Source organism: Streptomyces sp. RLA012 (assembly GCF_056270325.1).
This window is the reverse complement of the sequence record NZ_JBWDPA010000002.1, coordinates 6316291-6340773: the sequence shown is the minus strand read 5'-3', so window position 1 is coordinate 6340773 and position 24483 is coordinate 6316291. Positions and strand designations below refer to the sequence as shown.

The window sequence follows — 24483 nt, the reverse complement described above, 5'->3', positions numbered from 1 at the left end:
CCCGGATGCCCCGCCCGCCGCAGTTTCTTTGACCGCGGACCGGTGGGAGCTGATCGCGCAGTTCCCCGCACCCCCAGAACGGGGCTACGCCCCGAAACCCCCGCCCGCCCGGCGTTTGAGGGCAAGGTCGGGGTCCGCACCCCACCCACCCCCCACCCGCGATCCTTCAGCCCGTCCGGCGTTTGAGGACGAGGCTGGAGGCCGCACCCCACCCACCCCCGGCCCGCGGTTCTTCAGCCCGTCCGGCGTTTGAGGACGAGGCCGTTCAGGCCGAACGGGGGTCTGGGGGCGGAGCACCCAGGGATGGGATGGGACGGGTAGGGGCGGCGGGGGCGAGAAACCACTACCGTTGAGCGGATGAGCACAGAGGCGCACCGCACGCCGGACGGAACCCCGGACCCCGCCCCGCAGGGAACCGCTCCGCGCTCCCTCGCGGAAGCCCTCCGCACCCGGGACGACACCTCCCTGTCGACCCTCCTCCGCACCCGCCCGGACCTCATCACCCCCGTCCCCACCGACCTCACCCAGCTCGCCACCCGCGCCGGCACCCGCGCCTCGGTCGTACGCGCCCTGGAGCGCCTGGACCGTTTCGCGCTGCAGACCGCCGAAGCGCTGGCCGTGGCCCCGGACCCGGCGACGTACGACGAACTGCTCGAACTGCTGGCGGGCGACGACAAGGACCCGGCGGTCACGGCGGCGTTCCCCCACGCCCTGGAGACGCTGCGCGAGCAGGCCCTGGTGTGGGGCGCCGACGACCGCCTCCGGCTCGTCCGTACCGCGCGCGAGCTGCTCGCGCCGTCCCCGCAGCACCCCTCCCCCACGGGCCTGGGGCCGACCGTCACCGAGGCCACGGCGGGGATGTCCCCAGGCCGTATCCAGGAGATCCTGGCCACCGCCGGGCTGCCGACGACTCATGACTCGGTGTCCGCCGTCACCTCGCTCACCGCGCTGTTCAGCGACCGGACGCGGATGTCGGCGCTCCTCGACACCGCCCCCGCCGAGTCGGTGGACGTACTGTCCCGGCTGGTCTGGGGGCCGCCCTACGGCCAGGTGACCGCCGACCCGGCGCGCCGGCTGCGCTGGCTGATCGACCGCGGGCTGCTGCTGCCGACGGCACCCGGCACGGTCGTCCTGCCCCGGGAGGTCGCCCTGCATCTGCGGGCGGGCCGCGCGCACCGGGAGACGCAACCGGTGGCACCGGCCGTCGAGGCGGCGCGGACGCACCGTCCACAGGCTGTGGACAGCGCGGCGGCGGGGCAGGCGTACACGGCCCTGGCGACCGTCGAGGAACTGCTCAAGGACTGGCACGAGGGCGGGCCGGCCGTGCTGCGCGCGGGCGGTCTCAGCGTGCGCGACCTGAAGCGGACCGCGGTGGCGCTCGACGTCGCGGAACCCGTCGCCGCGTTCTGGGTCGAGCTCGCCTACGCGGCGGGGCTGCTGGCCTCGGACGGGGAGGCCGACGAGCGGTACGCGGCGACCCCCGCCTACGACGAGTGGCTGGAGCGGCCCGCCGCCGAGCGCTGGACCCTTCTCACCTCGGCGTGGCTCACCGCGACCCGTACGGCGGGACTGATCGGCGGGCGGGACACGAAGGACCGTACGTTGTCGGCGCTCGGCCCCGGCCTGGACCGGTCGGCGGCCCCCGAGGTCCGCCACCGTGTCCTCGCCCTCCTCGCGGCCCTCCCCGAGGGCGCCTCCGCCACCCCGGACTCGGTCCTCGCCCGCCTCCAGTGGGAGCGCCCCCTGAGGAGCCCGCAGCCGAGCCCCCAGTCCGACCCGCAGTCCGCCACCACCAGCGATGATCTGCGGACCCGGCTCGCCCGGTGGACGCTGTCCGAGGCGGAACTGCTGGGCGTCACCGGCCGGGGCGCGCTGTCGGCGCAGGGACGGGCGCTGCTGGGGTTCCCACCGGCCGCCGCGCGGAACACCGAGACGCACTCCGGCCCCGGTCCCGGTCCCGGCCCGGGCGACAAGCTCCCCGCCCACCGGCACCACCGCCCCGCCGTCGAGGCCCCCCTCCCCGGCACCCCCTTGTCCACACCCCCGCACTCCGCCGCCGAACAGGCCGCTGCCGCCGCCCACGCCGCCCGGCTCCTCACGCCGCTCCTCCCCGAGCCCCTGAACCATGTCCTCCTCCAGGCGGACCTGACCGCCGTCGCCCCGGGCCCCCTGGAGCGCCCGCTGGCCGACACCCTCGGCGTGCTCGCGGACGTCGAGTCGAAGGGCGGGGCGACGGTCTACCGCTTCACCCCGGGGTCGGTGCGGCGGGCCCTGGACGCGGGCCGGTCGGCCTCCGACCTGCAGGCGTTCCTCTCGGCCCACTCCCGTACGCCGGTCCCGCAGCCGCTCGCGTATCTGATCGACGACGTGGCCCGCAAGCACGGCCATCTGCGGATCGGCGCGGCCTCGGCGTACGTCCGTTGCGACGACGACGCCCTGCTCAGCGAGATCCTCGCCGACAAGCGGTCCCAAGGGCTGCGGCTGCGGCGCCTCGCGCCCACCGTGCTCGCCGCGCAGGCCGACCCGGCGGCCCTCCTCGAAGGCCTCCGCTCCATGGGCTTCGCGCCCGCCGCCGAGTCCGCCGAGGGCGACGTCCTGATCAGCCGTGCGCACGCCCACCGCACCCCGCCGCGCTCCGCCCCCGCGCCCGTCCCGGACGGTCCGCCGGTGCCCGACGCCACCCTCCTGGGTGCCGCGCTCCGCGCCATCCGCGCCGGTGACCTGGCCTCCACGACCCCGCGCAAGTCCGCCCAGGCTCAGACACCGGGCAACGGCGAGCTGCCGCGCACCAGCTCCGCCGAGACCCTCGCCACCATGCAGGCCGCCGTGATGACCGGCGAGGCGGTGTGGATCGGGTACGTCAACGCCGAGGGCTCGGCCAGCCAGCGCGTGATCGCCCCGATCCGGGTGGAGGGCGGTTTCGTGACGGCGTACGACCACACGGCGGACGAGGTCCGCACGTACCCGCTGCACCGCGTCACGGGGGTCGCGGAACTGGCGGACGACCAACCGTGACCGCCGACCGCCGACCCACCGTGACCGACGACCGACGCCCAGCCGTGGCCGACGACCAGCCGTGACCGGCGCCCGGCGAGCGGCCCCGGCCGCCTCTCCCCCGACCACTCCGTGATCACCCGCTCGTAGGGCACACTGGAGGTTTGGCCGGTCACCCGCGCAGAGGTGACGGCACGCAGAAAGGGACGGTTGTGAACGGACCCCTCATCGTCCAGAGCGACAAGACGCTGCTCCTGGAGGTCGATCACGAGCTGGCCGGCGCCTGCCGCCGGGCCATCGCGCCGTTCGCGGAGCTGGAGCGGGCGCCCGAACACATCCACACCTACCGGGTGACACCGCTCGGGCTGTGGAACGCGCGCGCCGCGGGCCACGACGCCGAGCAGGTCGTCGACGCGCTCGTCGAGTACAGCCGCTACCCCGTGCCGCACGCCCTGCTCGTCGACATCGCCGAGACCATGGACCGCTACGGGCGGCTGACGCTCTCCAAGCACCCGGCCCACGGGCTGGTCCTGACCACCACCGACCGGCCCGTCCTGGAGGAGATCCTGCGCTCGAAGCGGATCATCCCGCTCGTCGGCGCCCGGCTCGACCCCGACACCGTCGCCGTGCACCCCTCCGAGCGCGGGCAGATCAAGCAGACGCTGCTGAAGCTGGGCTGGCCGGCCGAGGACCTCGCCGGATACGTCGACGGGGAGGCGCACCCGATCGAGCTGGCGGAGGACGGCTGGGCGCTGCGGCCCTACCAGAAGCAGGCCGTGGAGAACTTCTGGCACGGCGGGTCCGGGGTCGTCGTACTGCCCTGCGGGGCGGGCAAGACGCTCGTCGGGGCCGGTTCCATGGCGCAGGCCAAGGCCACCACGCTCATCCTCGTCACCAACACCGTCTCCGCCCGGCAGTGGAAGCACGAGCTGGTGAAGCGGACCTCGCTCACCGAGGACGAGATCGGCGAGTACAGCGGTACGAGGAAGGAGATCCGCCCGGTCACCATCGCCACCTACCAGGTGCTGACGACCAAGCGGAAGGGGATCTATCCCCACCTGGAGCTCTTCGACTCCCGTGACTGGGGGCTCATCGTCTACGACGAGGTGCATCTGCTGCCCGCGCCCGTCTTCAAGTTCACCGCCGATCTCCAGGCACGGCGTCGGCTGGGGCTCACCGCCACCCTCGTGCGCGAGGACGGGCGGGAGTCGGACGTCTTCTCCCTCATCGGGCCCAAGCGCTTCGACGCGCCCTGGAAGGAGATCGAGGCGCAGGGGTACATCGCGCCCGCCGACTGTGTCGAGGTCCGGGTCAACCTCACCGACTCCGAACGGCTCGCGTACGCGACCGCCGAGACCGAGGAGAAGTACCGCTTCTGCGCGACGACCGCGACCAAGCGGAAGGTCACCGAGGCGCTGGTACGGAAGTTCGCGGGGCAGCAGATCCTCGTGATCGGCCAGTACATCGACCAACTCGACGAGCTGGGCGAGCACTTGAACGCGCCCGTGATCAAGGGCGAGACCAGCAACACCCAGCGCGAGAAGCTGTTCGACGCCTTCCGGCAGGGCGAGATCAGCGTGCTCGTCGTGTCGAAGGTGGCCAACTTCTCCATCGACCTGCCGGAGGCGACCGTCGCCATCCAGGTCTCGGGCACCTTCGGCTCACGCCAGGAGGAGGCCCAGCGGCTGGGCCGTGTGCTGCGCCCGAAGGCCGACGGCCACCAGGCGCACTTCTACTCCGTCGTCGCCCGCGACACCATCGACCAGGACTTCGCCGCCCACCGGCAGCGGTTCCTGGCGGAGCAGGGGTACGCCTACCGGATCGTCGACGCCGACGAGCTCCTGGCCGACAGCTGAACCAGCAGTAACAACCCCAGCAGGGGGTACGGCGAGGCCAACGGCTGCTGCCACCAGGGGAGACGGAGATCCAGGTCGCCCTGGTGCGGGATCAGCCACAAGGTGCGGGCCGCGAAGACCGCGGTGACGACGGCGGCCGGGCGCGGGCCGCGCTCGGCGTACAGCACGGCGATCAGCGGGACGCACCACACCCAGTGGTGCGACCAGCTGACGGGGGAGATCAGCAGGGTCGTGAGGGCGGTGACGAGAATGCCCCACCGCTCCCTCCGACCCTGAACCTCCCTCCGACCCTCGAAGCCCCTCCGGCCCTGGACCTCTCTCCGACCCTCGACGCCCCTCCGGCCCTGGGCCTCTCTCCGACCCTCGACGTCCTTCCGGCCCTCGACGTCCCCGCGGTCGTACGTCGTCCACGCGCGGGCCAGCCAGAGGCCGGCGCATCCCACGGCCGCGGCCGGCAGCGCCCAGGCCAGGCCCGGCGACGGGTCCCCGAGCACCCGGGCGATCAGCCCCTGGAGCGACTGGTTGTCGACGATCCACACCTTGCCGACGCGGCCGGTCTCGTAGAGCCGCCGGGTCCAGAAGTCGACGCTCGCGGCGGGCAGGGCGAACGCGCCCAGCAGGACGGTCCCGGCGAAACCGGCCAGGGCGGTCGCCGCTTCCCGGCGGCGGCCCGTGAGCAACAGGTACACGAGGAAGACGGCGGGGGTCAGTTTCACCCCGGCCGCGACACCGAGGGCGAGGCCCTTGCCAAGGGCGCCCGGCGGCCGTGTCAGGTCCCAGAGGACCAGGCATACGACGGCGAGATTGATCTGGCCGAAAAGCACGGTCTGGAAGACGGGTTCGAGCCACAGGGCGAGCGCGGTGGCGGCACAGAGGGCGGGCAGCCGCGCCGGCAGGCCCGCGAGCCGGTGGGAGAGCCGGACAAGGACCGCCAGCAGAGCCACGTTCCCGGCGACGAAGGCCACCTTGAGGACGGGCAGCGGGAGCCAGGCCAGCGGGACGAACAGAAGCGCCGCGAAGGGCGGGTACGTGGCGGGCAGACGCCACCGGGTGACGGTGAACCCGTAGAGATCCGTGCCGTGGACGACGGCCGCGCCCTCGGCCCGGTAGACGAGCGCGTCGGCCAGAGGAGCGCGCTGGAGAACGCACAGCGCGGCGAGGGCGGCGAGGGATACGGCGAGCAGAAGGAAGGAGAAGGAGACGGCGAAGGGAAAAGAGGGCGGAGGGGTGAAATAACGAGTGAAGGAACGGATGGAGGAGAACGGGAGGACTTCGTTGCGTGAGCGATCGGTCACGTTCCGCTGAAGCACGGAGTGACCCTAGTGCCGGGACGGTTCACCCCGGCGAACGGCTCACCGTCGGCGCACGCCCGCCTCCTCCTCGTACTCACCGAGAAGCACCACGCCGAAAGCCGCGCCCGCGAAGACCTTGACGGCACGAAGGGCGTCGCCGAGGCGGTGGCGGTGGTGGCCGGAGGAGAACGCGGTCGCGCCGTGGGCGGGACCTGGCTGGACAGGGCCTGGGGTGAAGGTTGCTGCGCTCATGTATCCATGATGGAATCCGCGACCCCATATGGCGTCGGCCTATGGACCGAACCTCGGCGGCCCCTCGTACGTCTCCAGGCCTCTGCGTGTACGCCTCACGACGGACGGCGACCCCTAGGGATATGGGGGTCGCCTCCCTGATGCCGCGTATGACGCCGGGAGTGATGCCGCGAACGGTGCCGCGAGCGATCCGCGAAAAAGGGTTGGCCCGGACCTCCTCCCCTGACCTAGAATCTCCGCTCTTGCCCGCCTCCCTCGACGGAGTGCCGCCGCCCGGCCGGAAACCGGACAGCATCCAACGGCTCGACCGCCGTACCCACTCACACGCAGCAGGTCTTCCGGAGGCATCACGTTGTCCACCCCACCCGCCCAGGACCCCCTCTCCCGCGAGCGCTCCCACCTCGGCTCGTCCCGCGCGGCACTGCGCGCGATGCGCGAGGACGTCGAGAACCTCGACATCAAGGACGTCACCGCGAACTGGGTGAACGCGGCGGTCCTCCAGCACCAGATCGACGAGCGCATCAAGGCCCTCGCCGACCTCAGCCACACCCCGCTGTTCTTCGGCCGCCTCGACTATCTGCACGCGCCCGGCGCCGACAAGGCGGAGGGCGCGGAGGGCGAGCGTTTCTACATCGGACGGCGGCATGTGCACGACGCCGGGGGCGACCCGATGGTCATCGACTGGCGCGCGCCGGTGTCGCAGCCGTTCTACCGGGCCTCGAAGAAGGACCCGATGGACGTGGGCCTGCGCCGCCGCTTCGGGTACACCGGCGGCGACCTCACCGCGTACGAGGACGAGCACCTGTCCGACCCCTCCGAGACCGCGGCCACCAGCAAGCTGCTCCAGCAGGAGATCGAGCGCCCGCGCGTCGGCCCGATGCGCGACATCGTGGCGACCATCCAGCCGGAGCAGGACGAGATCGTACGGTCGGGTCTTGCGGGCTCCGTCTGTGTGCAGGGCGGCCCCGGCACCGGAAAGACGGCCGTCGGTCTGCACCGCGTCGCCTACCTCCTCTACGCCCACCGGGAGCGGCTCGCCCGCACCGGCACCCTGGTCATCGGGCCGAACAAGTCCTTCCTCCACTACATCGAGCAGGTGCTCCCCGCCCTGGGCGAGCTGGAGGTCAAGCAGGCGACGGTCGACGATCTCGTCGCCCATGTCGAGGTGCGGGGCACGGACGACGCGACCGCCGCCATCATCAAGGGCGACGCCCGGATGGCCGAGGTGCTGCGCCGGGCCGTCCGCTCGCATGTGACGCTCCCGACCGAGGGCGTCGTGGTCGTGCGCGGCTCACGGCGCTGGCGCGTCCCGTCGTACGAGCTGGAGACGATCGTCGGGGAGCTGCTGGACCGCGACATCCGGTACGGCGCCGCCCGCGAGGCCCTTCCGCAGCGGATCGCGCACGTCGTGCTGGTCCAGATGGAGCGTTCCGGCGAGGCCCCGGACGACCGGGTGCAGGACGCCGTCGCCCGCAACGCCGCCGTGAAGGCCGCGGTCAAGGCGATCTGGCCGCCCGTCGACCCCGCCAAGCTGGTGCTGCGGCTGCTCACCGACGCCGACTTCCTCGCCGTCCACGCGGCGGGTCTCCTCGACGAGGACGAGCAGAAGGAGATCCTCTGGTCGAAGCCCGTACGGTCGGTGAAGTCGGCCACGTGGTCGCCCGCCGACGCCGTGTTGATCGACGAGGCCACCGATCTCGTCCAGCGCACGCACTCCCTCGGCCACGTGGTGCTCGACGAGGCGCAGGACCTGTCGCCGATGCAGTACCGGGCGGTGGGGCGGCGCTGCACGACGGGTTCGGCGACGGTGCTGGGGGATCTCGCGCAGGGCACGACCCCGTGGGCGACGCGGAGTTGGGACGAGGCGCTCGCCCACCTCGGCAAGGGGGAGGCGGTGATCGAGGAGCTGACCGCCGGTTTCCGCGTCCCCACCGACGTCATCACCTACGCCTCCCGGCTGCTGCCGCACATCGCGCCGGGCCTCACCCCGGTGGCGTCGGTCCGCGAGAACCCCGGTTTCTTCGAGGTGCGCCCGACCACCGCCGACGAGCAGGTCGTCGGCGCCTGCGAGGAGTCGCTGCGCAACGAGGGCTCGATCGGTCTCATCGCCGCCGACGCCCGTGTCCCGGTGCTGGCCGAGGCGCTGACGGCGGCCGGTCTGACGTACCTCGGTCCCGGCGAGGAGACCACGGCACAGACCCGCCTCACCCTCGTGCCGGCCTCGCTCGCCAAGGGTCTGGAGTACGACTATGTGGTCCTCGACGAGCCGCAGGCCGTGGTCGACGGCGAACCGGACGAACGCACCGGCCTGCGCCGCCTGTACGTGGCCCTGACCCGAGCGGTCTCGGGCCTGATCGTCACCCACGCGGCGGCGCTGCCCGCGCAGCTGGGGTAGCCGGCCGGCAGTCCTCTGTCGGCCGCCGCGCTATGCGTCCAGGGCCTGTCGCCACTCCCGTACGGCCTCCACCGACACCGGGGCGGCCCAGCCGCCGGGCCGGGCCGCGCCGCCGATGTGGAAGGCGTCGATCCCGGCGGCCCTGAGGCCGGGCACGTGGTCGAGACACAGCCCGCCGCCCACCATGATCCGGGGTTCGTAACCGGGTTCGGTGCGGCGGGCGGCCTCGGCGAGGAGGGTCGGGAAGCCGTCGTCCACGCCGTCCGGCGATCCCGCCGTGAGGTAGGCGTCCAGGCCCGGCAGGTCCGCGAGCTGCTTGCGCAGGGAGTCGCGGTCGGCGGCGCGGTCGATCGCGCGGTGGAAGGTCCAGGGGCAGCCGTCCAGTTCGGCGACGACCCGTTCCACGGCGGGCAGGTCGGGGCCGCCGTGCTCGTCGAGGAACCCGAGCACGAACTCGTCCGCTCCCGCGGTCCGCATCTCCCGCGCGATCCGTACGAGCGCGTCGATGTCCTTGGCGCCGCCCGCCCTGAAGCCGTCCGCCCGCCTCAGCATCACGCGCAGCGAGATGTCGACGGCGGCGCGGATCCCGGCGAAGGTCTCCACCGCCGGGCTGAGCCCGTCGGCGGCCATGTCGGTGACCAACTCCAGCCGGTCGGCGCCTCCGGCCTGGGCGGCGGTCGCGTCCTCCACGCCGAGGGCGATCACCTCCAGGACTGCACGCTTGGGCTCGCTCATGGGACCTCTTCCCTCGGGGCGGCTACAGGTCTAGTCCAATCCAAGCGTACGCCGGGGGTGTCGGCCGCGACGAGGTGGCTTCGCCTTTTTGTCGTGTACGGGGCGGGGCTGCGCCCCGGATCCGCCTCCGCCCGGGGTTGGTCGACCGCGGGTGCGTGGGGGCTGGTCGCACAGTTCCCCGCGCCCCTGAAAACGGGGCTGAGCCCGCGGTTCCCCGTGGGCCTGGGGTGGGGTGGGGTGGTGCGGGAGAATCTGGGCATGGCCGACCTCGACGCGCTGCGCAGCCGCTGGATCCGTGCTCTGGAAGGGGTCCGCTCCGGGGGCCCCGATCCGGACCCGTACGCCGACAACCTCCTCACCCGCTGGCGGGAGCCACAGCGTCGCTACCACACGGTCGCGCACCTCACCGCGGTCCTCGACCACATCGACGTACTGGAGAAGGAGGCGGCCGACCCCGACCTGGTGCGGCTGGCCGCCTGGTTCCACGACGCCGTCTATCTCCCCGACCGCTCCGAGAACGAGGAACGTTCGGCCCGCCTCGCCGAACGCGCCCTCACCGAAGCCGGGGTGTCGCAAGAGAGGACGGCGGAGGTCGCCCGGCTGGTCCGCCTCACCGTCACCCACGCCCCGGCCGACGACGACCGCAACGGCCAGGTCCTGTGCGACGCCGACCTGGCGGTCCTGGCCTCGGCCCCGGACGCGTACGCCGCCTACACCGCCGCCGTCCGCGAGGAGTACGCCTTCGTCCCGGACGAAGCCTTCCGCACGGGCCGGGCCGACGTACTGCGCCAACTCCTGGACCTGCCGCGGCTGTTCAGAACGCCGTACGCGGCACGGGCATGGGAGGAGCGGGCCCGGGAGAACGTCCGGCGCGAACTCGACCACCTCTCGTCCGCACCCGCCCCGAAACCCCCGCGCGAAGAAGACCGACAGGACCGACGAGGCCGACAATCCAGTACGTGACGACGCCCGACCGCGCCTATCCTCACCTGCATGCGAGACATGGGTGGGGACCAGGTGACAGAAGCCGTCGCAGGGGCCGTCGCGCTGTTGCGGACGGTGGCCGGCCGGGACTGGGACGGGGTCGCGGCGGGCCGTCTGGAGTGGAGCTGCCGGAAGACGGCCGAGCACATCGCGGACGATCTCATCTCGTACGCGGGGCAGTTGGCGGGACGCGCCACCACGGCGTACGTCCCCTTCGGGATCGTGATGGACGACGGCACCGACAACGCGGGCGTCCTCGACGTGATCGAGACGACCGGCGCCCTGCTCACCGCCGCCGTGCGCACCGCACCGCGCGAGGCGCGCGCCTTCCACCCGTACCCGTTCCGCAGCGCGAACCGCGAGGGCTTCGCCGCGATGGGCGTCACCGAGGTGCTGCTGCACACGCATGACATCGCACAGGGCCTCGGGGTCGACTACGAGCCGCCCGCCGAACTGTGCGCGGACGTCCTCGGCCGGATCTTTCCGCAGGTCCGGCCCGGGGAGGCACCCTGGCCGACCCTCCTGTGGGCGACCGGCCGCGGCGAACTGCCGGGCCGCGCCCCGCTCACCGAGTGGCGCTGGAGCAACAACCTGGTGATCGAGGCCGAACGGCTCACGCTCCAGGGCGTCACGCCCGCGGCCGCCGCCGATCTGCACGCGGGCGGCACCGGCGGCTTCGAGTGGATCGAGGGCGGCCCCTTCGAGGGCACACGGGACGCCGCCGGGATGGTCGTGAAGAAGCACGAGGACGGGGTGCACCGCCCGGAGTGGGGCATGTTCGTGCTCGTACGGACCGAGGACGGCCGCGCGGTCGGCGCCATGGGCTTCCACGGCGCCCCCGACGAGGAGGGCCGCGCGGAAGTCGGCTACGACCTCGCCGAGAACGCCCGCGGCAACGGCTACGCGACCGAGGCCCTGCACGCCCTCTCCGCCTGGGCCCTCGCCCGCGACGACCTCAAGCTCCTCTTCGCGGCCATAGACCGGACCAACGCCCCCTCCCAGCGCGTCATCGCGCGCGCCGGGTTCACACGGGTGAGCGAGGACGTGGAGCAGTACGCGTACGAGCTGCGCGGGCTGGACCCGTCCCTGCGCCTGTACGCACGCACGGACTGACCACCCGAGCACCGACCCTGTTCATCGGCTCATCGGCTCATCGGTTCATCGGCCGACATACTTGCGCCGGCGCAACCCCGCCCCGTACAGCAGCCGCACCACCTCGCGGCTGCTGACCTCCACCGCCCCCGCGCGCACGGCGTCCTCGTACCGATGGGAGGGGATGTCGTAGTGATCACGTTCGAAGGCGCGCGGGGGTACGTCCAAGTCCGCCGCGAACACGTGCAGTTCGTCGTACGAGACGTCGCTGACCAGGTGGGACCAGAGCCGACCGTGGCCCGGCCAGGATGGGGGTCCCCCCTGTCCGAGCGAAGCCGAGAACTTGGGGGAGGGTCGATGTAGACGGTCACGAGGACGCGGCCCCGCCGGTCGCCGTCCCCAGGGCCCCCACCGACGCGACCTTCACGCCCGCCTTGTGGCACACCCAGTGCGGGTCGGGCCCCAACTCGGGCTCGACGTCGAGGGCGTGCGGGTCGCCCGAGCCGCAGACGGGGCACAGCGGCCACCGTCCGTAGCGCTCCAGCAGCGCGTCCTGTACGTCCTGGGCGACGAGCCCGGCGACATAACCGGCACCTTCCGGCCACTGTTCGACCCACCAGCGGCGCTGCACCACCGAGTCCTCGACGAGCGAGACGACGTCCGCCTCGGCGACCTCGCGCGCGACGAGATCGGCAAGCACCAGGGCGCGGGCCGCGTGCAGCGCCTGCTCCAGGGGACTGATGGGGTCGCTGTGGGGGGCCATGCACCCATTGTGCGCACTCTTGACCGCATACCCCAGCAGAAAATATCTTTCAAAGGTGACCCAAGAGGTGAAGGAAATTTTCGCCGGTGAGGCTCCGCCCGCTCCTGCCGCCCTCGCGGCGAAGGTCCGGACGCTGGCCCCGTCGATGACCCGTTCCATGCAGCGGGTCGCCGAGGCGGTCGCCGGCGACCCGGCCGGCTGCGCGGCCCTCACGGTCACCGGCCTCGCCGAGCTCACCGGCACCAGCGAGGCGACGGTCGTGCGCACCGCCCGTCTGCTGGGCTACCCCGGCTACCGCGATCTGCGCCTCGCGCTCGCGGGTCTCGCCGCCCAGCAGCAGTCGGGCCGCGCCCCCGCCGTGACGGCGGACATCGCGGTCGACGACCCCATCGCGGACGTCGTCGCCAAACTCGCCTACGACGAGCAGCAGACCCTCGCCGACACCGCGGCCGGGCTCGACACCGTCCAACTCGGCGCGGCCGTCACCGCGCTCGCCGCCGCCCGCCGGATCGATGTCTACGGAGTCGGCGCGTCCGGTCTCGTCGCCCAGGACCTGACACAGAAGCTGCTGCGCATCGGGCTCATAGCCCACGCGCACGGCGACCCGCACCTCGCCGTCACCAACGCGGTGCAACTGCGCGCCAAGGACGTGGCGATAGCGATCACCCACTCCGGCTCGACGGGCGACGTCATCGAGCCGCTCCGCGTCGCCTTCGAGTGCGGGGCGACCACGGTCGCGATCACCGGCCGCCCGAACGGACCCGTCACGCAGTACGCCGACCACATCCTCACCACGTCCACGGCCCGCGAGAGCGAGTTGCGGCCCGCGGCGATGTCGTCACGTACGAGCCAGTTGCTGGTGGTGGACTGTCTGTTCGTGGGGGTCGCCCAGCGGACGTACGAGACGGCGGCGCCCGCGCTGTCCGCGTCGTACGAGGCGCTGGCGCACCGCCACAGCCCCCGCGGCCGTATGCGGTAACGCTCCGCTGGGAGCCCGGGAAAACTGGATGCCGTCGTCACGCTGCGGGCCGAATGTGGCTGGTCGCGCCCACGCGGCGGAGCCGCATATGTTCGCAGCCCCGCGCCCCTGAGGGGCGCGCCTTCACCACCCAGCACCGGAAAGAGCCGTTCGTCATGACCTTTTCCACCGCCGACGCCTCCTCCAACTACCACTCCCTGCGGGCCGAGTTGGAGACATTGACCACCGAGGCCTTCCGTCCCGAGCTGTCCGAGATCGACCGGCTGCCCACGCTGGAGATCGCGAAGCTCATGAACGCCGAGGACGCGACCGTGCCGACGGCCGTCGCGACCCAGCTGCCCCGCATCGCCGCCGCGATCGACGCCATCGCCGAGCGCATGTCCCGCGGCGGCCGGCTGATCTACGCGGGCGCGGGCACCGCGGGCCGGCTCGGGATCCTGGACGCCTCCGAGTGCCCGCCCACCTTCAACACCGACCCGTCCGAGGTCGTCGGCCTGATCGCGGGCGGCCCGAGCGCCATGGTCACCTCGGTCGAGGGCGCCGAGGACTCCAGGGAGCTGGCGGCGGCCGACCTGGAGGCGCTCGCCCTGACCCCCGACGACACGGTGGTCGGCGTCTCCGCCTCCGGCCGTACCCCGTACGCCGTCGGCGCGGTGGAACACGCCCACGCGCACGGCGCCCTGACCGTCGGCCTGTCCTGCAACGCGCACAGCCCGCTGGCCGCGGCGGCCGAGCACGGCATCGAGATCGTCGTCGGCCCGGAGCTGCTGACGGGCTCCACCCGCCTCAAGGCGGGCACGGCGCAGAAACTCGTCCTGAACATGCTCTCGACGATCACGATGATCCGCCTCGGCAAGACGTACGGGAACCTGATGGTCGACGTGCGTGCCTCGAACGAGAAGCTACGGGCCCGTTCCCGCCGTATCGTCGCCCTCGCGACCGGCGCCTCGGACGAGGAGATCGAACAGGCCCTCTCCGCGACCGACGGCGAGGTCAAGAACGCCATCCTCACCATCCTCGGCGGGGTGGACGGGCCCACGGCCGCCCGCCTTCTGGAGGAGAGCGACGGCCGGCTGCGCGCGGCGCTCGCGGCAGCGCCCCGCTGACCAGCACTCTCAGGGGGTGCGCACAACGAACGACTCAACCGCCGCCGCGATCCTCCCCCTCGTCGGCGGCGCCGAGAACGTCATCTCCGTCGCCCACTGCATGACCCGCCTCCGCCTGGTCCTACGGGACCGGACGCTCGTACGCGAGGACGCTCTGCGGTCCCTGCCCGCCGTACTCGGCGTGGTCGCGGACGACGACAGCTACCAGATCGTGCTGGGGCCGGGCACGGTCGCGCGGGTGACCCCGGAGTTCGAGGCACTCGTCACCGGCACCGCCGGTGCACTCGTCAGCGGGACCGCCGATGCACTCGTCCTCGGCACCGCCGATGCACTCGTCCTCGGCACCGCCGATGCACTCGTCCTCGGCACCGCCGGTGCGCCGGCCACCAGCACGGCCGACGCACTGGCCGCACGCGGCGCCGAGTGGAAGGCGGCCAGGCGACAGCGCAACGCGACCCCCCTCAAACTCCTCCTCCGCCGGATCGCGAACATCTTCGTCCCCCTGATCCCCGCCCTGATCGGCTGCGGAGTCATCGCGGGCCTGAACGGCCTGCTGATCAATCTGGGGTGGCTCCCCTCCCTCACCCCCGCCCTCGCCGCGATCGCCTCCGGCTTCATGGCCCTGATCGCCGTCTTCGTCGGCCACAACACGGCGAAGGAGTTCGGCGGCACCCCGATCCTGGGCGGGGCGGTGGCGGCGATCATCGTGTACGCGGGGGTCGCGAAGGTGACGGTCTCCGGCGTGACCCTGGCACCCGGCCAGGGCGGGGTGCTCGGCGCACTGGCCGCCGCGCTGCTGGGAACGTACGTGGAGAAGTGGTGCCGCCGCTGGGTCCCCGAAGCCCTCGACGTCCTCGTCACCCCCACCCTCACCGTCCTGTTCACCGGCCTGGTGACGCTCTACGCCCTGATGTACGCGGCGGGCGAGCTGTCGACGGCCACCGGGGCGGGCGCGAACTGGCTCCTCGACCACACCGGCGTCTTCGCGGGCCTGATCCTGGGCGGCCTGTTCCTCCCCCTGGTGATGCTGGGCCTGCACCAGGCCCTGATCCCCCTCCACACCACCCTCATCCAGCAGCAGGGCTACACGGTCCTGCTCCCCGTCCTGGCGATGGCGGGCGCGGGGCAGGTCGGCGCGGCACTCGCGGTGTACGTCCGCCTCCACCACGACGAGTCCCTCCGTACGACGATCAGGTCGGCGCTGCCCGCGGGCCTCCTGGGCGTCGGGGAACCCCTGATCTACGGCGTCTCGCTCCCCCTCGGCCGCCCCTTCGTCACCGCCTGCGCGGGAGGGGCGGCGGGCGGCGCCTTCGTCGGCCTCTTCTCGATGCTCGGCGACAAGATCGGCTCCACGGCGATCGGCCCCTCGGGCTGGGCGCTGTTCCCCCTGCTCAAGGGCACGGGCGGGCTGGCCCTGACGGCGGCGGTCTACGCGGGCGGGCTGCTCACGGGGTATGTGGTGGGGTTCGCGGCGACGTACTTCTTCGGCCTCGGGGGAATCCCCGTCATCGGCCGCGGAGGGACTGTCAGTGGCGTGTGCGATTCTTCGAAGGAGGGGCAGGACACCGACCCGGGAGGGAACCCACCACCGTGAACCACGCACAGCTGACCGCCCTCGGCCGCGCCCTGCGCGTGCTCGGCGAGCACGGCGACGGGCTGAACGCCGACACCCCCGACGCGAAGCTGCACGAGGTGAAGGCCGATCTGAAGCGGGCCCTGGACCTGCTGGAGGAGACGGTGACGACGGCGGTCCCCACGACGCGCTGCGCCGAGCATCCCAATGGCCCGGTGGACGAGGGCGCCGCCGATCTCTGCCTGCTCTGCGAGACACGGCGGCGCACCGCCCGCCGCACCGAGGTCAACGACGCCTTCCCACAGGGCCGTCCCAACGGCGCGGACGAGGCCCCCGAGCGCACGATGTCCCGGTACGGCGTGCGGGCCGACCGCCCCCAGCCCCAGCAGCGCTGGCTCCCGGAGGTGTGGACCGGCCAGGCCTGGCAGCTGTGCGGCACCCCGCGCCGCGACCGCGTCGAGGCGGAGCGCTATCTCGCCGCGGAGCGCCGCACCCCGCGCCCCGGCATGGCCTACCGCCTGGTCCACGAGTTCACCGACTACGAGGTGCTGCGCATCTGGGGCACCCCGGTGAAGGTGGACATCGAGCCGATGGGCAACCTGTAACCGATCCAGGCGCATGGATCATTTGGTCATTCGATCATTGCGTTGATCACCAGCGCCCAGGTCACCTGCGGGCTCCCGCGCCCAGGTCACCTGCGGGCTCCCGCGCCCAGGTCACCCGCGGGCTCCCGCGCCCAGGTCACCCGCGGGCTCCCGCGCCCAGGTCACCTGCGGGCTCCCGCGCTCGGAACGGCGGAGGCGAGATGCCTGCTGAACCAGTCCGTGGCCAGCTCGGTGGCCGATTCCAGGGTGCCGGGTTCCTCGAAGAGATGGGTGGCACCGGCGACGACGGCCAGCTGATGCTCACAGCTCAGGCGCGCCGCGGCCTGCCGGTTGAGGTCCAGTACGACATGGTCACGGCCCCCGACGACGAGCAGCGTCGGAGCCTTCACCTCCGGCAGCCTGGCGTCGGCCAGGTCCGGCCTGCCCCCGCGGGAGACGATCGCCGCGACGTCCGCCGCGGGCTCCGCCGCGGCCCACAGCGCGGCGGCGGCGCCTGTGCTGGCACCGAAGTAACCGAACTCCATGCCCTGGGTGCCGGGCCGCTCACGCAGCCATGCGGTCGCCTGGGTCAGGCGGCGGGCGAGCAGCGCCGTGTCGAACACGTTGTCCCGGTTCACCGCCTCGGCCTCGGTGAGCAGATCGAACAGAAGGGTGCCCAGACCGGCGCGGTTCAGCCCGGTGGCGACGAAGCGGTTGCGCGGGCTCTTCCTGCCGCTGCCGCTGCCGTGGGCGAAGAGGACGACCCCGGAGGCGCCGCGGGGTACCGTCAGCCGCCCGTCGAGCACGGCGCCCGTAGCCGGTATCCGTACCGCCCTGTCATAGGGCGAGGGAGCGTGCTCCGGGGAGGCGCTGCCCGCAGCCGGCGGCGCGTCGGACGTGGCGTGCGCCGCGCGGCTGTGCTCCAGGCAGGCAATGACCTCCTCGTCGCTCGTCTGCCCGAAGTCCGTGTAGAACCGACCGATCGCGTAGAACAGCCGGGGGGTGTGCAGACAGACGCCTTCGTCCGCCGCGTCTCCCAGGCGGGCCGACCAGTCGTGCGGCGCCACGGGAACCGCCAGCACGATCCGCGACGCGCCGCGGGCGCGCGCGATCCGGCAGGCCGCCAGTGCCGTGGAACCGGTCGCGAGCCCGTCGTCCACCACCAGGACCGTCCGTCCCTCGTACCGGGTCGGCTGCCGCTCGCCCCGGTAGTGGCGGGCCCGCTGCTCCAGGACGCCGCGCTCGTGTTCCTCCACCGCCGCCAGAGCACGGTCCGTCACCCCCGTCGCACGCAGCACCTCTTCATTGATGACGCGGACGCCTTCCTCACCGATGGCGCCCATGGCCAGCTCCGGCTGGAAGGGCACCCCCAGCTTGCGCACGAGACAGACGTCGAGCGGAGCGCCGAGGGCCTCGGCGACCTGCGCGGCGACCGGGACGCCGCCGCGGGGAAGTCCCACGACCACGAGGTCCGGGCCCTTGAGGTGGTGCAGCCGGGTGGCGAGCCGCCGGCCCGCGTCGGCTCGATCAGCGAAGTACATGGTCGCCTCCCGGGGTGAGGTGAGGTCCTCGAATCCCGAGTGAAGTCCGGTCCGCACTGCCGGGCGGATGAGTCCATTACCGCCGTGCGGACAAGTCCATTATGGAACGCTGCCACGCGCGGCTCCCAGGTCCGAACGGTCCGGAGCCGACCGGACGGTGAGGGTGCCGTCAGGGTCGAGTTCGACGCGTGAGCCGTACGCCCGGCTGATCCGGCTCAGAACGTCCCGCACCCACCGCGAGTCCTCGGCCCTCGCGCGCTCCAGCCGCATCCGCCGGGACCGCATCGGGACGATGCGCACGTCGTGGAACCGACCGTCGTCCGGGTCCACGGCCACGAAGTACAGCAACCGGAGATCGTCCCGGTACTCCTCGTAGCCGCCGATGCCCTCGTAGTCGTTGATCAGATCGCCGCAGCCGTGGGTGATGAGCTTTCCCCGGTACGACTCCAACGGCCGCGGATGGTGCGAGGAGTGCCCGTGCACGACGTCCGCACCACCGTCGACGAGCGCATGGCCGAAAGCGGACCTGGTCACGCGGGACGAGGTAGCCCCAGTTGGAGCCCCAGTGGATCGAGACGACCACGATGTCGCCCGGCCGCTTGGCCGGACGCAGCCGGGTCGCGATCCCGGCCGCGGCGGCGTCCGACGGTTCGGCGACGAAGTCGACCCCGCCGCGCCGTGCCGTGGCGGCCCAGCTGCGAGGTATGCCGCTGGAGGCCATCCCCACGGAGAAGACCAGGACGCGTCGGCCGCCGGTGACGGGGACGATCGCGGGACGCCGGGCCTCGTCGGCGTCCCGCCCCGCTCCTGGCGAGCGAAGACCCGCGTCCGCCAGCGCGTCGAGGGTCTCCTCCAGCCCGCGGCGGCCGTAGTCCAGCACATGGTTGTTGGCCAGGGCGCAGGCGTGCGGACGGGCGGCGGCCAGGCCGGGCAGGTTGGCCGGGTGCATCCGGTAGTGGATCTCTTTGCCGGGCGCGGCCTCGTCGTTCCGCGTGACGGCGGTCTCCAGGTTGAGGATCCGGACGTCGGGCGCCGCCGCGGTGAGCACGTCCAGCGCGTCGCCCCAGGGCCAGGAGAAGTCGGCCGGTCGGGGAATCCTGCCGTTCGCCGCCTCGGCCAGCTCCACATAGGCGCGGGCATCCTTGATGTACGACTCCCGCAGCTTCGGATCGCCGGGGTGCGGAAGGATCTGGTCGACTCCCCGGCCGAGCATCACATCGCCGGCCAGGAACAGCGTGACGAGGTCACCACCCATGCCTCCAGGCTAGGCCGGTCCGGCGGGTATTGCTGTCGGACGGCAAGGGGCCCGCCCGGGGCCCCTGCTGTCCTGCTCCCGTGGGCGCTCGGCGCTCTAGCCTTTGCTCCAGCCCTTGCTCTAGCCCCTGTAGCCCGAGACCGTGGCGATCCACTTGATGAAGTCGCCCGGGTCGTTGTCCGCGCCGTGCCCGGCGTCCCAGTAGTACGAGGTGTCGACGTCGTCGCCGAGGTTCTTCAGGCGGGCGGCTAGGTTGCCGGCGACGGTGAGCGCGGTGTCGCTGTCCTTGGTGCCGAGCCGGATCCACCAGTGCTTCGACCGGCTCCCGTTGACCTTGTCCACGAGGTGGTACATCGGGTTCATCAGGTGGAGTTTCGCGGGGATGTCGCTGTCGAGGCGCGCGCTGGCACCCTCTTCGTGGCGCAGGCTGTAGAGGGTGAAGTGCCGGTTGGCGGTGGTCCCCGCACCGAACTCGTTGTTCTCGCCGGCGGACAGGTCGAAGGCGTCGAACGCCGGGGTGTTCTTCTTCCGGGCGCCCACGTGGGTGAGGAAGTCCGCCCAGGAGAAGGTCGCCCGGCCGCCGGACCAGGTGATGAACGTGTTCGCGGCCAGGTAGGTCGCGCGGTCCGCGTCCGACAGCGCCGTGAGGTACTTGGTGGCCGACGGCTCCAGGTGGGTCCTGACCAGGTACTCGTCGAGGTTGCGCGCCGTGAGGGTCCCGAAGCCCTTCGCCGTCAGCCTGAGAGAGGCCAGATAGTCGCCGTACGCGCTGGACAGCGCCTTGGAGACGGTCTGGTCGACGACCGAGCCGCTGCCGAGCAGGTTGGCGCCCCAGTTCCACTCGTACGCCATGTCGGCGTGTTCGAGGTCGGTGATCGGGCACCAGGCACCGGTGGCGAAGATGGCGTCGCTCGCGTCGGCCGCGCCCAGCTCCGCCAGGTAGGAGTCGTAGATCGGGCTGTCGCCGGACGCGCCGAGCAGCGAGGACAGCGCGCCGCCGGCGCTGACTCCCGCGGAGACGATCCGGTCCACGTTGCCCGGGATGCGCCCCTTGTTGGACTTCACATACCGCACCGCGGCCTTGAGGTCGACGATGGCGGCGGGCGCGGTGCCGTAGTACGTCCCGCCGGCGTCGACCAGCGACCGCCCGCGCGCGCCCGGCTCCACGACGACGTACCCGGCGGCGAGCGCCAGCCGCTGGCGGCTGAGCGTGCCGGCGGGGCCCATGGCTCCGCCGATTCCGGTGGCGTTCGCGACGGACGACGGCATGTAACCGCCGACCTGGTTGGCGAGGAGGATGGGAGCGCCGGACGCGCCCACGGCGCTCCCGTCGATCTTCACCGGAACGCTGACGTTGAGGGACTGATAGGTGGCGTTCACCGGGTTGGCCACGTACGAGGCCACTTTGTAGAAGTGGTAGACGACCTCGTGGGCGGTGCCGGTGGTGTCCGTGATGCCGATGGTCAACTCCGTGTAGCTGTCCGGGTCGAAGACCAGGGAGGAGTCCGCGGACGCCGAGGACGACACCGAGGACGTCCGGCTCGCCGCCTGCGCGCTGGAGGCGAACCCGACCGCCGGCACCGCCGCGCCCGCCGTGAGCCCCATGACCACTGTCCTACGCTTCACTGCCGTCTCCTGTCTTCGCGGCTCGTTCGAACAACGAGCCCCCAGGACAACAGCCGTTCCTTAAGACCTCCTTTGTGTCTCCAGGGACAGCACCATGAACCGGCCACCGCCCTGACCAGCCACAACCACGCAGATCCGGCGCCCTCCGCCTGCAAACCAAATAAATTGCCCACAAAATTGTCAGCAATTTTGGCGCGATCTCGCACGCTCGGACTCCCGGTTGGCCTCCCTGACCCGCGCCCGCAGCGCCTCCTCCGGCGCACACGCACGCAACACGTCCGCCAGCCGCACCGCGGTACGCACGTTGCACCGCCCGAGCGCGACCAGGGCGAACGGTTCCTCGCTCGCACCGGTCACGGGGTCGACCCGCAGCGACGGCAGGACGATGCCGACGCCTTCCAGGGCCGCCTTGAGCTGTGCCACCACTTCTTCTGTCGACGCCACGTTCACGCTCCGCTTCCTCCACTCTGAGTGTTCGTGTTCACCACACAGAGTGGCCGACCCCCCTCTAACCTGGCCAGGGACGGCGTCCCAACAACCCGGCGTGTGCGACAGGGAGTTGTTGTCCATGGCAGGTCCGAAGGATCTCGACCCATCCGCGTCACCGCGTGCGCTGCTCGGCGCCGAGTTGCGCCATGCCCGGGAGAAGGCGGCCTTCAGCCAGGAGGAATTGGGTCAGCGACTGTTTGTGAGCGGCTCGTCCATCGGCCAGTTGGAAGCGGGTACGCGCCGGATGCAGCCGGAGTACGCCCGCATGCTCGACGAGGTCCTCGGCACGGAGGACTTCTTCACGCGCAACTGCGGGGCAGCGGCCAAGTCCCGTTATCCGGAACACTTCGCCGAAGCGGTGGAGGTGGAGGCGAGCGCGACAGCGATTCGCCAGTACCACTCGATGCTCATCCCTGGGCTGTTGCAGACGGCTGACTACGCGCGGGCCGTCTTCCGCGCGTACCGGCCGACGGCACCGGACGAAGTGATCGACGAGCTGGTGGCGGCCCGGCTGGCGCGGGCCCGCATCCTCGACGGTGCAACAAAGCCCCTGTTGTGGGCGGTGATTGACGAGGCTGCGCTGCGCCGCGAGACGGGCGGGCCCGCGGTGATGGCAGAGGCCCTGCGCCACGTCGCCGACCTGGCTCGCCACAATCGGGCGATCGTGCAGGTGCTGCCGTTCAGCGCGGGCGCGCACGCGGCCATGGAGGGCGCCCTGAAGCTGATGGACTTCGAGGACGCCCCTCCCCTCGTCTACTTCGACTGCGTCGGCAGCGGACGGCTGGAGGACGGCCCCGCCACCGTCGCGCACCAGAGGTTCACCTACGAACTCCTCACGGCTTCCGCGCTCTCCCCGGAGAAGTCCCTAGCCCTGATCGAGGCGCTGGCGCAGGATTACCAACATGACGAGCAACCCTGACCACGAGCTGAGCACAGTCACTTGGCACAAGTCGAGCTACAGCGGCGGCAGCGGCGGTGACTGCCTGGAAGTCGCCGACGGGCACCCCACCCTCATCCCCGTCCGCGACTCCAAGAACCCCCTCGGCCCGAAGCTCGCGTTCCGGGCCGAGGCCTGGTCCGCCTTCGTCGAAGGCGTAAAGGCTCCATAGGGACCGTCGCGTACCCGGTCCCGAAGCTCACATGCCGAACTCCGAGCGCTCTTAAGAAGGAATGGGCGGCGGGCCCAACCCGCCCTCCCACCCTGGCGAGTTGACTTGACGCGACCGACTTGCCACGCACAGTCACCAGGGCTTAGCGTGCCCGCATAACGAACAACCCCCGCCCGGTGCTGGAACACCTGCGGGGGTTTAACCACGAGACGATCGAGACAACGCCCCATGGCTGAAGCCAACTTTAGTGCTGCCCCCCGCCCTGCGCACGCTGTCCCCCACCCAATGGCCAACCCGGGCTACGGAAAACGCAGCGCCCCGGACCAACACCCCCGCACCAACCACGACTTCGCGCACCTCCCGCCCCGCGAGGCGGCGATCGCCGCGTACGTCGACCGGCTCCCCGACGGCGCCGACATCTCCGTAAAAACGCTGGCCAAAGAGCTGCCGTACGGGCAGTGCGCCCTACGCACCGCTCTCAACAACCTCACCCGGGCAGGCCACTTGCGCCGGGGCCGCGAACACCTGATCGAGTCGGGTGGCTCGCGCTGGGTCACCCGATCGTGGTTCACCCGAACGGCACGCGACGACGGCTGGTGGGCGACGTTCACGCGGGGCGACGTACCGAAGGAGCCCCCGGACCGGCCGTCCGCCCCCACCCGCTCCCGCGCCCACATCCTGCTGGCAGCACTGGGCCGCACGACCCCGGCCCTGTCCCTCTCCGCCCGGGACTGCGCGGACCTCGCGCCCCTGCTCACGGAGTGGTTCGCGAGGGGCGCCACCGACGAGCACGTCCTGAGGGCCCTGACCGCGGGCCTCCCCGTCCCCGTCCACAGCCCGGCCGCCCTCGTCCGCAACCGCCTGACCACCAAACTCCCACCGGAACCCGTACGAGAGGCGCCACCACCACACCCGCTCCTCCGCATCCTGGAGTGCGCGAAGTGCGGGGTCCCGGGCCGCCCGGAGGCCCTGCCCGGCGGCCTCTGCGGCCCGTGCCGGGGCGACACCGCGCCACGCCCGGCCGCCCCACTCACATCCACCCCGGTCCATGTCCACGCCGCCGCGGCCCGCGCGGCGATGGTCGACCGACGAGAAAGGCCACGCGTATGACCGCTCCAACGGTCCGGAAGCACACAGCCGGGGCACGATGGTGGGAAGGAGGCGACACCACCATGACCTTTGGCACCAGGCGCCCGCAGATGTCCACGGAGGACTTCGAAGAGCTGGCCGGCAAGGCCCCGAAGAACGTTCAGCTCGAATTTCTGGATGGACGGCTGTACGTCAAGGGCGACCACATCGAAGTCGAAGACTTCGAGGAACTCGCCCGAAGGGCCCCTGAGGGCGTCAAGCTCGAACTGATCGACGGAAAGCTAGAGGTCAAGCCGTTGCCGGACAATCGCCACAGGGCCATCGTGGTGTGGCTCGTTCGACTGTTCATGCAACTGCGCCCCGAACTGGCCCTTTACCACGAGCAGGACCTCAAGATCGGCGCCTACCGTAAGGGTCACGCCACTGCGGACGCCGCATTGGCGCCGTTGGACCACTTCATCGCCCAGGACAACGACTGGGCCGATCCCGACGGCGTCCTCATGGTCGTCGAAGTCACCTCCCGCGACCGCGACACCGACCGGCGCGACCGCATCGACAAGGTCCGCGGTTACGCGGAGGCAGGCATCCCCATCTACCTCCTCATCGATCGGGACAACGACACCCTCGTCGTACACAGCGACCTGAAGAACGGGGCGTATCAGCAGAGCCCCTCATACCCGTACGGAGCCGCGGTCGAGCTCCCGGCGCCCGTGAACATCACCCTGGAAACCGAGAAGCTCAAGGACTACGCCGACTGACCCCCAGGAAA

General features: G+C 71.8%; 20 protein-coding genes and 2 pseudogenes. 13 read left to right on the top strand and 9 right to left on the bottom strand.

What is annotated here, in order from left to right; all coding sequences use genetic code 11:
* Positions 1-357 precede the first annotated feature (357 nt).
* Together RV986_RS29170 and RV986_RS29165 are read left to right on the top strand one after the other, a co-directional pair.
* Positions 358-3015: a helicase-associated domain-containing protein gene (locus RV986_RS29170; protein ID WP_475920227.1), complete on the top strand. Its 2658-nt coding sequence runs from the start codon at positions 358-360 to the stop codon at positions 3013-3015.
* A gap of 191 nt (positions 3016-3206) precedes the next feature.
* Positions 3207-4850 (top strand): DNA repair helicase XPB, encoded by a 1644-nt coding sequence (locus RV986_RS29165; protein ID WP_475920226.1) that lies wholly within the window; start codon positions 3207-3209, stop codon positions 4848-4850.
* On the opposite strand, the gene RV986_RS29160 is transcribed toward RV986_RS29165, so the two are convergent.
* Together RV986_RS29160 and RV986_RS29155 are read right to left on the bottom strand one after the other, a co-directional pair.
* Complete coding sequence (locus RV986_RS29160) at positions 4808-6034, bottom strand: glycosyltransferase 87 family protein (RefSeq protein WP_475924470.1); 1227 nt, start codon at positions 6032-6034, stop codon at positions 4808-4810. The two genes, RV986_RS29165 and RV986_RS29160, sit on opposite strands and share 43 nt — an antisense overlap.
* 168 nt (positions 6035-6202) lie before the next feature.
* Entirely contained in the window at positions 6203-6394 is a 192-nt protein-coding gene (locus tag RV986_RS29155) for a hypothetical protein (protein WP_475920225.1), read from the bottom strand.
* Positions 6395-6746: 352 nt separating this feature from the next.
* Here RV986_RS29155 and RV986_RS29150 point away from each other — a divergent pair, with 352 nt between their 5' ends.
* On the top strand, positions 6747-8789 hold the full coding sequence (locus tag RV986_RS29150; RefSeq protein WP_475920224.1) for a HelD family protein: 2043 nt from the start codon (positions 6747-6749) through the stop codon (positions 8787-8789).
* A 30-nt stretch (positions 8790-8819) separates the two neighbouring features.
* Here the strand turns inward: RV986_RS29150 and RV986_RS29145 are convergent, their stop codons facing one another.
* Positions 8820-9524 carry a copper homeostasis protein CutC gene (locus RV986_RS29145; protein WP_475920223.1) on the bottom strand — a complete coding sequence of 235 codons (705 nt, stop codon included), beginning with the start codon at positions 9522-9524 and terminating at the stop codon, positions 8820-8822.
* 258 nt (positions 9525-9782) lie between these two features.
* Here RV986_RS29145 and RV986_RS29140 point away from each other — a divergent pair, with 258 nt between their 5' ends.
* The gene (locus tag RV986_RS29140) at positions 9783-10487 is read left to right on the top strand and encodes an HD domain-containing protein (protein WP_475924469.1); all 705 of its coding nucleotides are present in this window, start codon (positions 9783-9785) and stop codon (positions 10485-10487) included.
* Positions 10488-10517: 30 nt separating this feature from the next.
* Complete coding sequence (locus RV986_RS29135) at positions 10518-11621, top strand: GNAT family N-acetyltransferase (RefSeq protein WP_475920222.1); 1104 nt, start codon at positions 10518-10520, stop codon at positions 11619-11621.
* Positions 11622-11666: 45 nt separating this feature from the next.
* Here the strand turns inward: RV986_RS29135 and RV986_RS29130 are convergent.
* Both RV986_RS29130 and RV986_RS29125 read right to left on the bottom strand, forming a co-directional pair.
* Positions 11667-11915, bottom strand: a pseudogene (locus RV986_RS29130) (DUF4031 domain-containing protein); the annotation flags it as partial.
* A gap of 52 nt (positions 11916-11967) precedes the next feature.
* Positions 11968-12363: a hypothetical protein gene (locus tag RV986_RS29125; RefSeq protein ID WP_475920221.1), complete on the bottom strand. Its 396-nt coding sequence runs from the start codon at positions 12361-12363 to the stop codon at positions 11968-11970.
* A gap of 55 nt (positions 12364-12418) precedes the next feature.
* Between RV986_RS29125 and RV986_RS29120 the strand changes: the two genes are divergently transcribed.
* The 4 genes from RV986_RS29120 (at position 12419) to RV986_RS29105 (ending at position 16626) form a co-directional block, all read left to right on the top strand.
* A complete protein-coding gene (locus RV986_RS29120; RefSeq protein ID WP_475920220.1) occupies positions 12419-13342 on the top strand; it encodes a MurR/RpiR family transcriptional regulator in 924 nt (307 codons plus the stop codon).
* Between the two features lie 155 nt (positions 13343-13497).
* Complete coding sequence (gene murQ / locus RV986_RS29115) at positions 13498-14448, top strand: N-acetylmuramic acid 6-phosphate etherase (RefSeq protein ID WP_475920219.1); 951 nt, start codon at positions 13498-13500, stop codon at positions 14446-14448.
* Between the two features lie 16 nt (positions 14449-14464).
* Positions 14465-16042 (top strand): PTS transporter subunit EIIC, encoded by a 1578-nt coding sequence (locus RV986_RS29110; RefSeq protein ID WP_475920218.1) that lies wholly within the window; start codon positions 14465-14467, stop codon positions 16040-16042.
* Positions 16039-16626, top strand: a complete 588-nt coding sequence (locus RV986_RS29105; RefSeq protein ID WP_475920217.1) for a hypothetical protein — start codon at positions 16039-16041, stop codon at positions 16624-16626. Before RV986_RS29110 ends, RV986_RS29105 begins: the two co-directional genes overlap by 4 nt.
* 161 nt (positions 16627-16787) lie before the next feature.
* Here the strand turns inward: RV986_RS29105 and RV986_RS29100 are convergent, their stop codons facing one another.
* From RV986_RS29100 to RV986_RS29085, 4 genes and pseudogenes are all read right to left on the bottom strand, one after another.
* Positions 16788-18146 (bottom strand): phosphoribosyltransferase family protein, encoded by a 1359-nt coding sequence (locus tag RV986_RS29100; protein ID WP_475920216.1) that lies wholly within the window; start codon positions 18144-18146, stop codon positions 16788-16790.
* Between the two features lie 99 nt (positions 18147-18245).
* Positions 18246-19401: pseudogene (locus RV986_RS29095) on the bottom strand (CapA family protein).
* A gap of 120 nt (positions 19402-19521) precedes the next feature.
* Positions 19522-21027: a subtype B tannase gene (locus tag RV986_RS29090; protein WP_475920215.1), complete on the bottom strand. Its 1506-nt coding sequence runs from the start codon at positions 21025-21027 to the stop codon at positions 19522-19524.
* A gap of 180 nt (positions 21028-21207) precedes the next feature.
* Positions 21208-21477: a hypothetical protein gene (locus tag RV986_RS29085; protein ID WP_475920214.1), complete on the bottom strand. Its 270-nt coding sequence runs from the start codon at positions 21475-21477 to the stop codon at positions 21208-21210.
* Positions 21478-21595: 118 nt separating this feature from the next.
* Here RV986_RS29085 and RV986_RS29080 point away from each other — a divergent pair, with 118 nt between their 5' ends.
* The 4 genes from RV986_RS29080 (at position 21596) to RV986_RS29065 (ending at position 24472) form a co-directional block, all read left to right on the top strand.
* On the top strand, positions 21596-22435 hold the full coding sequence (locus RV986_RS29080; RefSeq protein ID WP_475920213.1) for a helix-turn-helix domain-containing protein: 840 nt from the start codon (positions 21596-21598) through the stop codon (positions 22433-22435).
* Positions 22419-22625: a DUF397 domain-containing protein gene (locus tag RV986_RS29075; RefSeq protein ID WP_475920212.1), complete on the top strand. Its 207-nt coding sequence runs from the start codon at positions 22419-22421 to the stop codon at positions 22623-22625. Before RV986_RS29080 ends, RV986_RS29075 begins: the two co-directional genes overlap by 17 nt.
* A 285-nt stretch (positions 22626-22910) precedes the next feature.
* On the top strand, positions 22911-23735 hold the full coding sequence (locus RV986_RS29070) for a hypothetical protein (RefSeq protein ID WP_475920211.1): 825 nt from the start codon (positions 22911-22913) through the stop codon (positions 23733-23735).
* Positions 23736-23797: 62 nt separating this feature from the next.
* Positions 23798-24472, top strand: a complete 675-nt coding sequence (locus RV986_RS29065) for a Uma2 family endonuclease (protein WP_475920210.1) — start codon at positions 23798-23800, stop codon at positions 24470-24472.
* Positions 24473-24483: the final 11 nt, after the last annotated feature.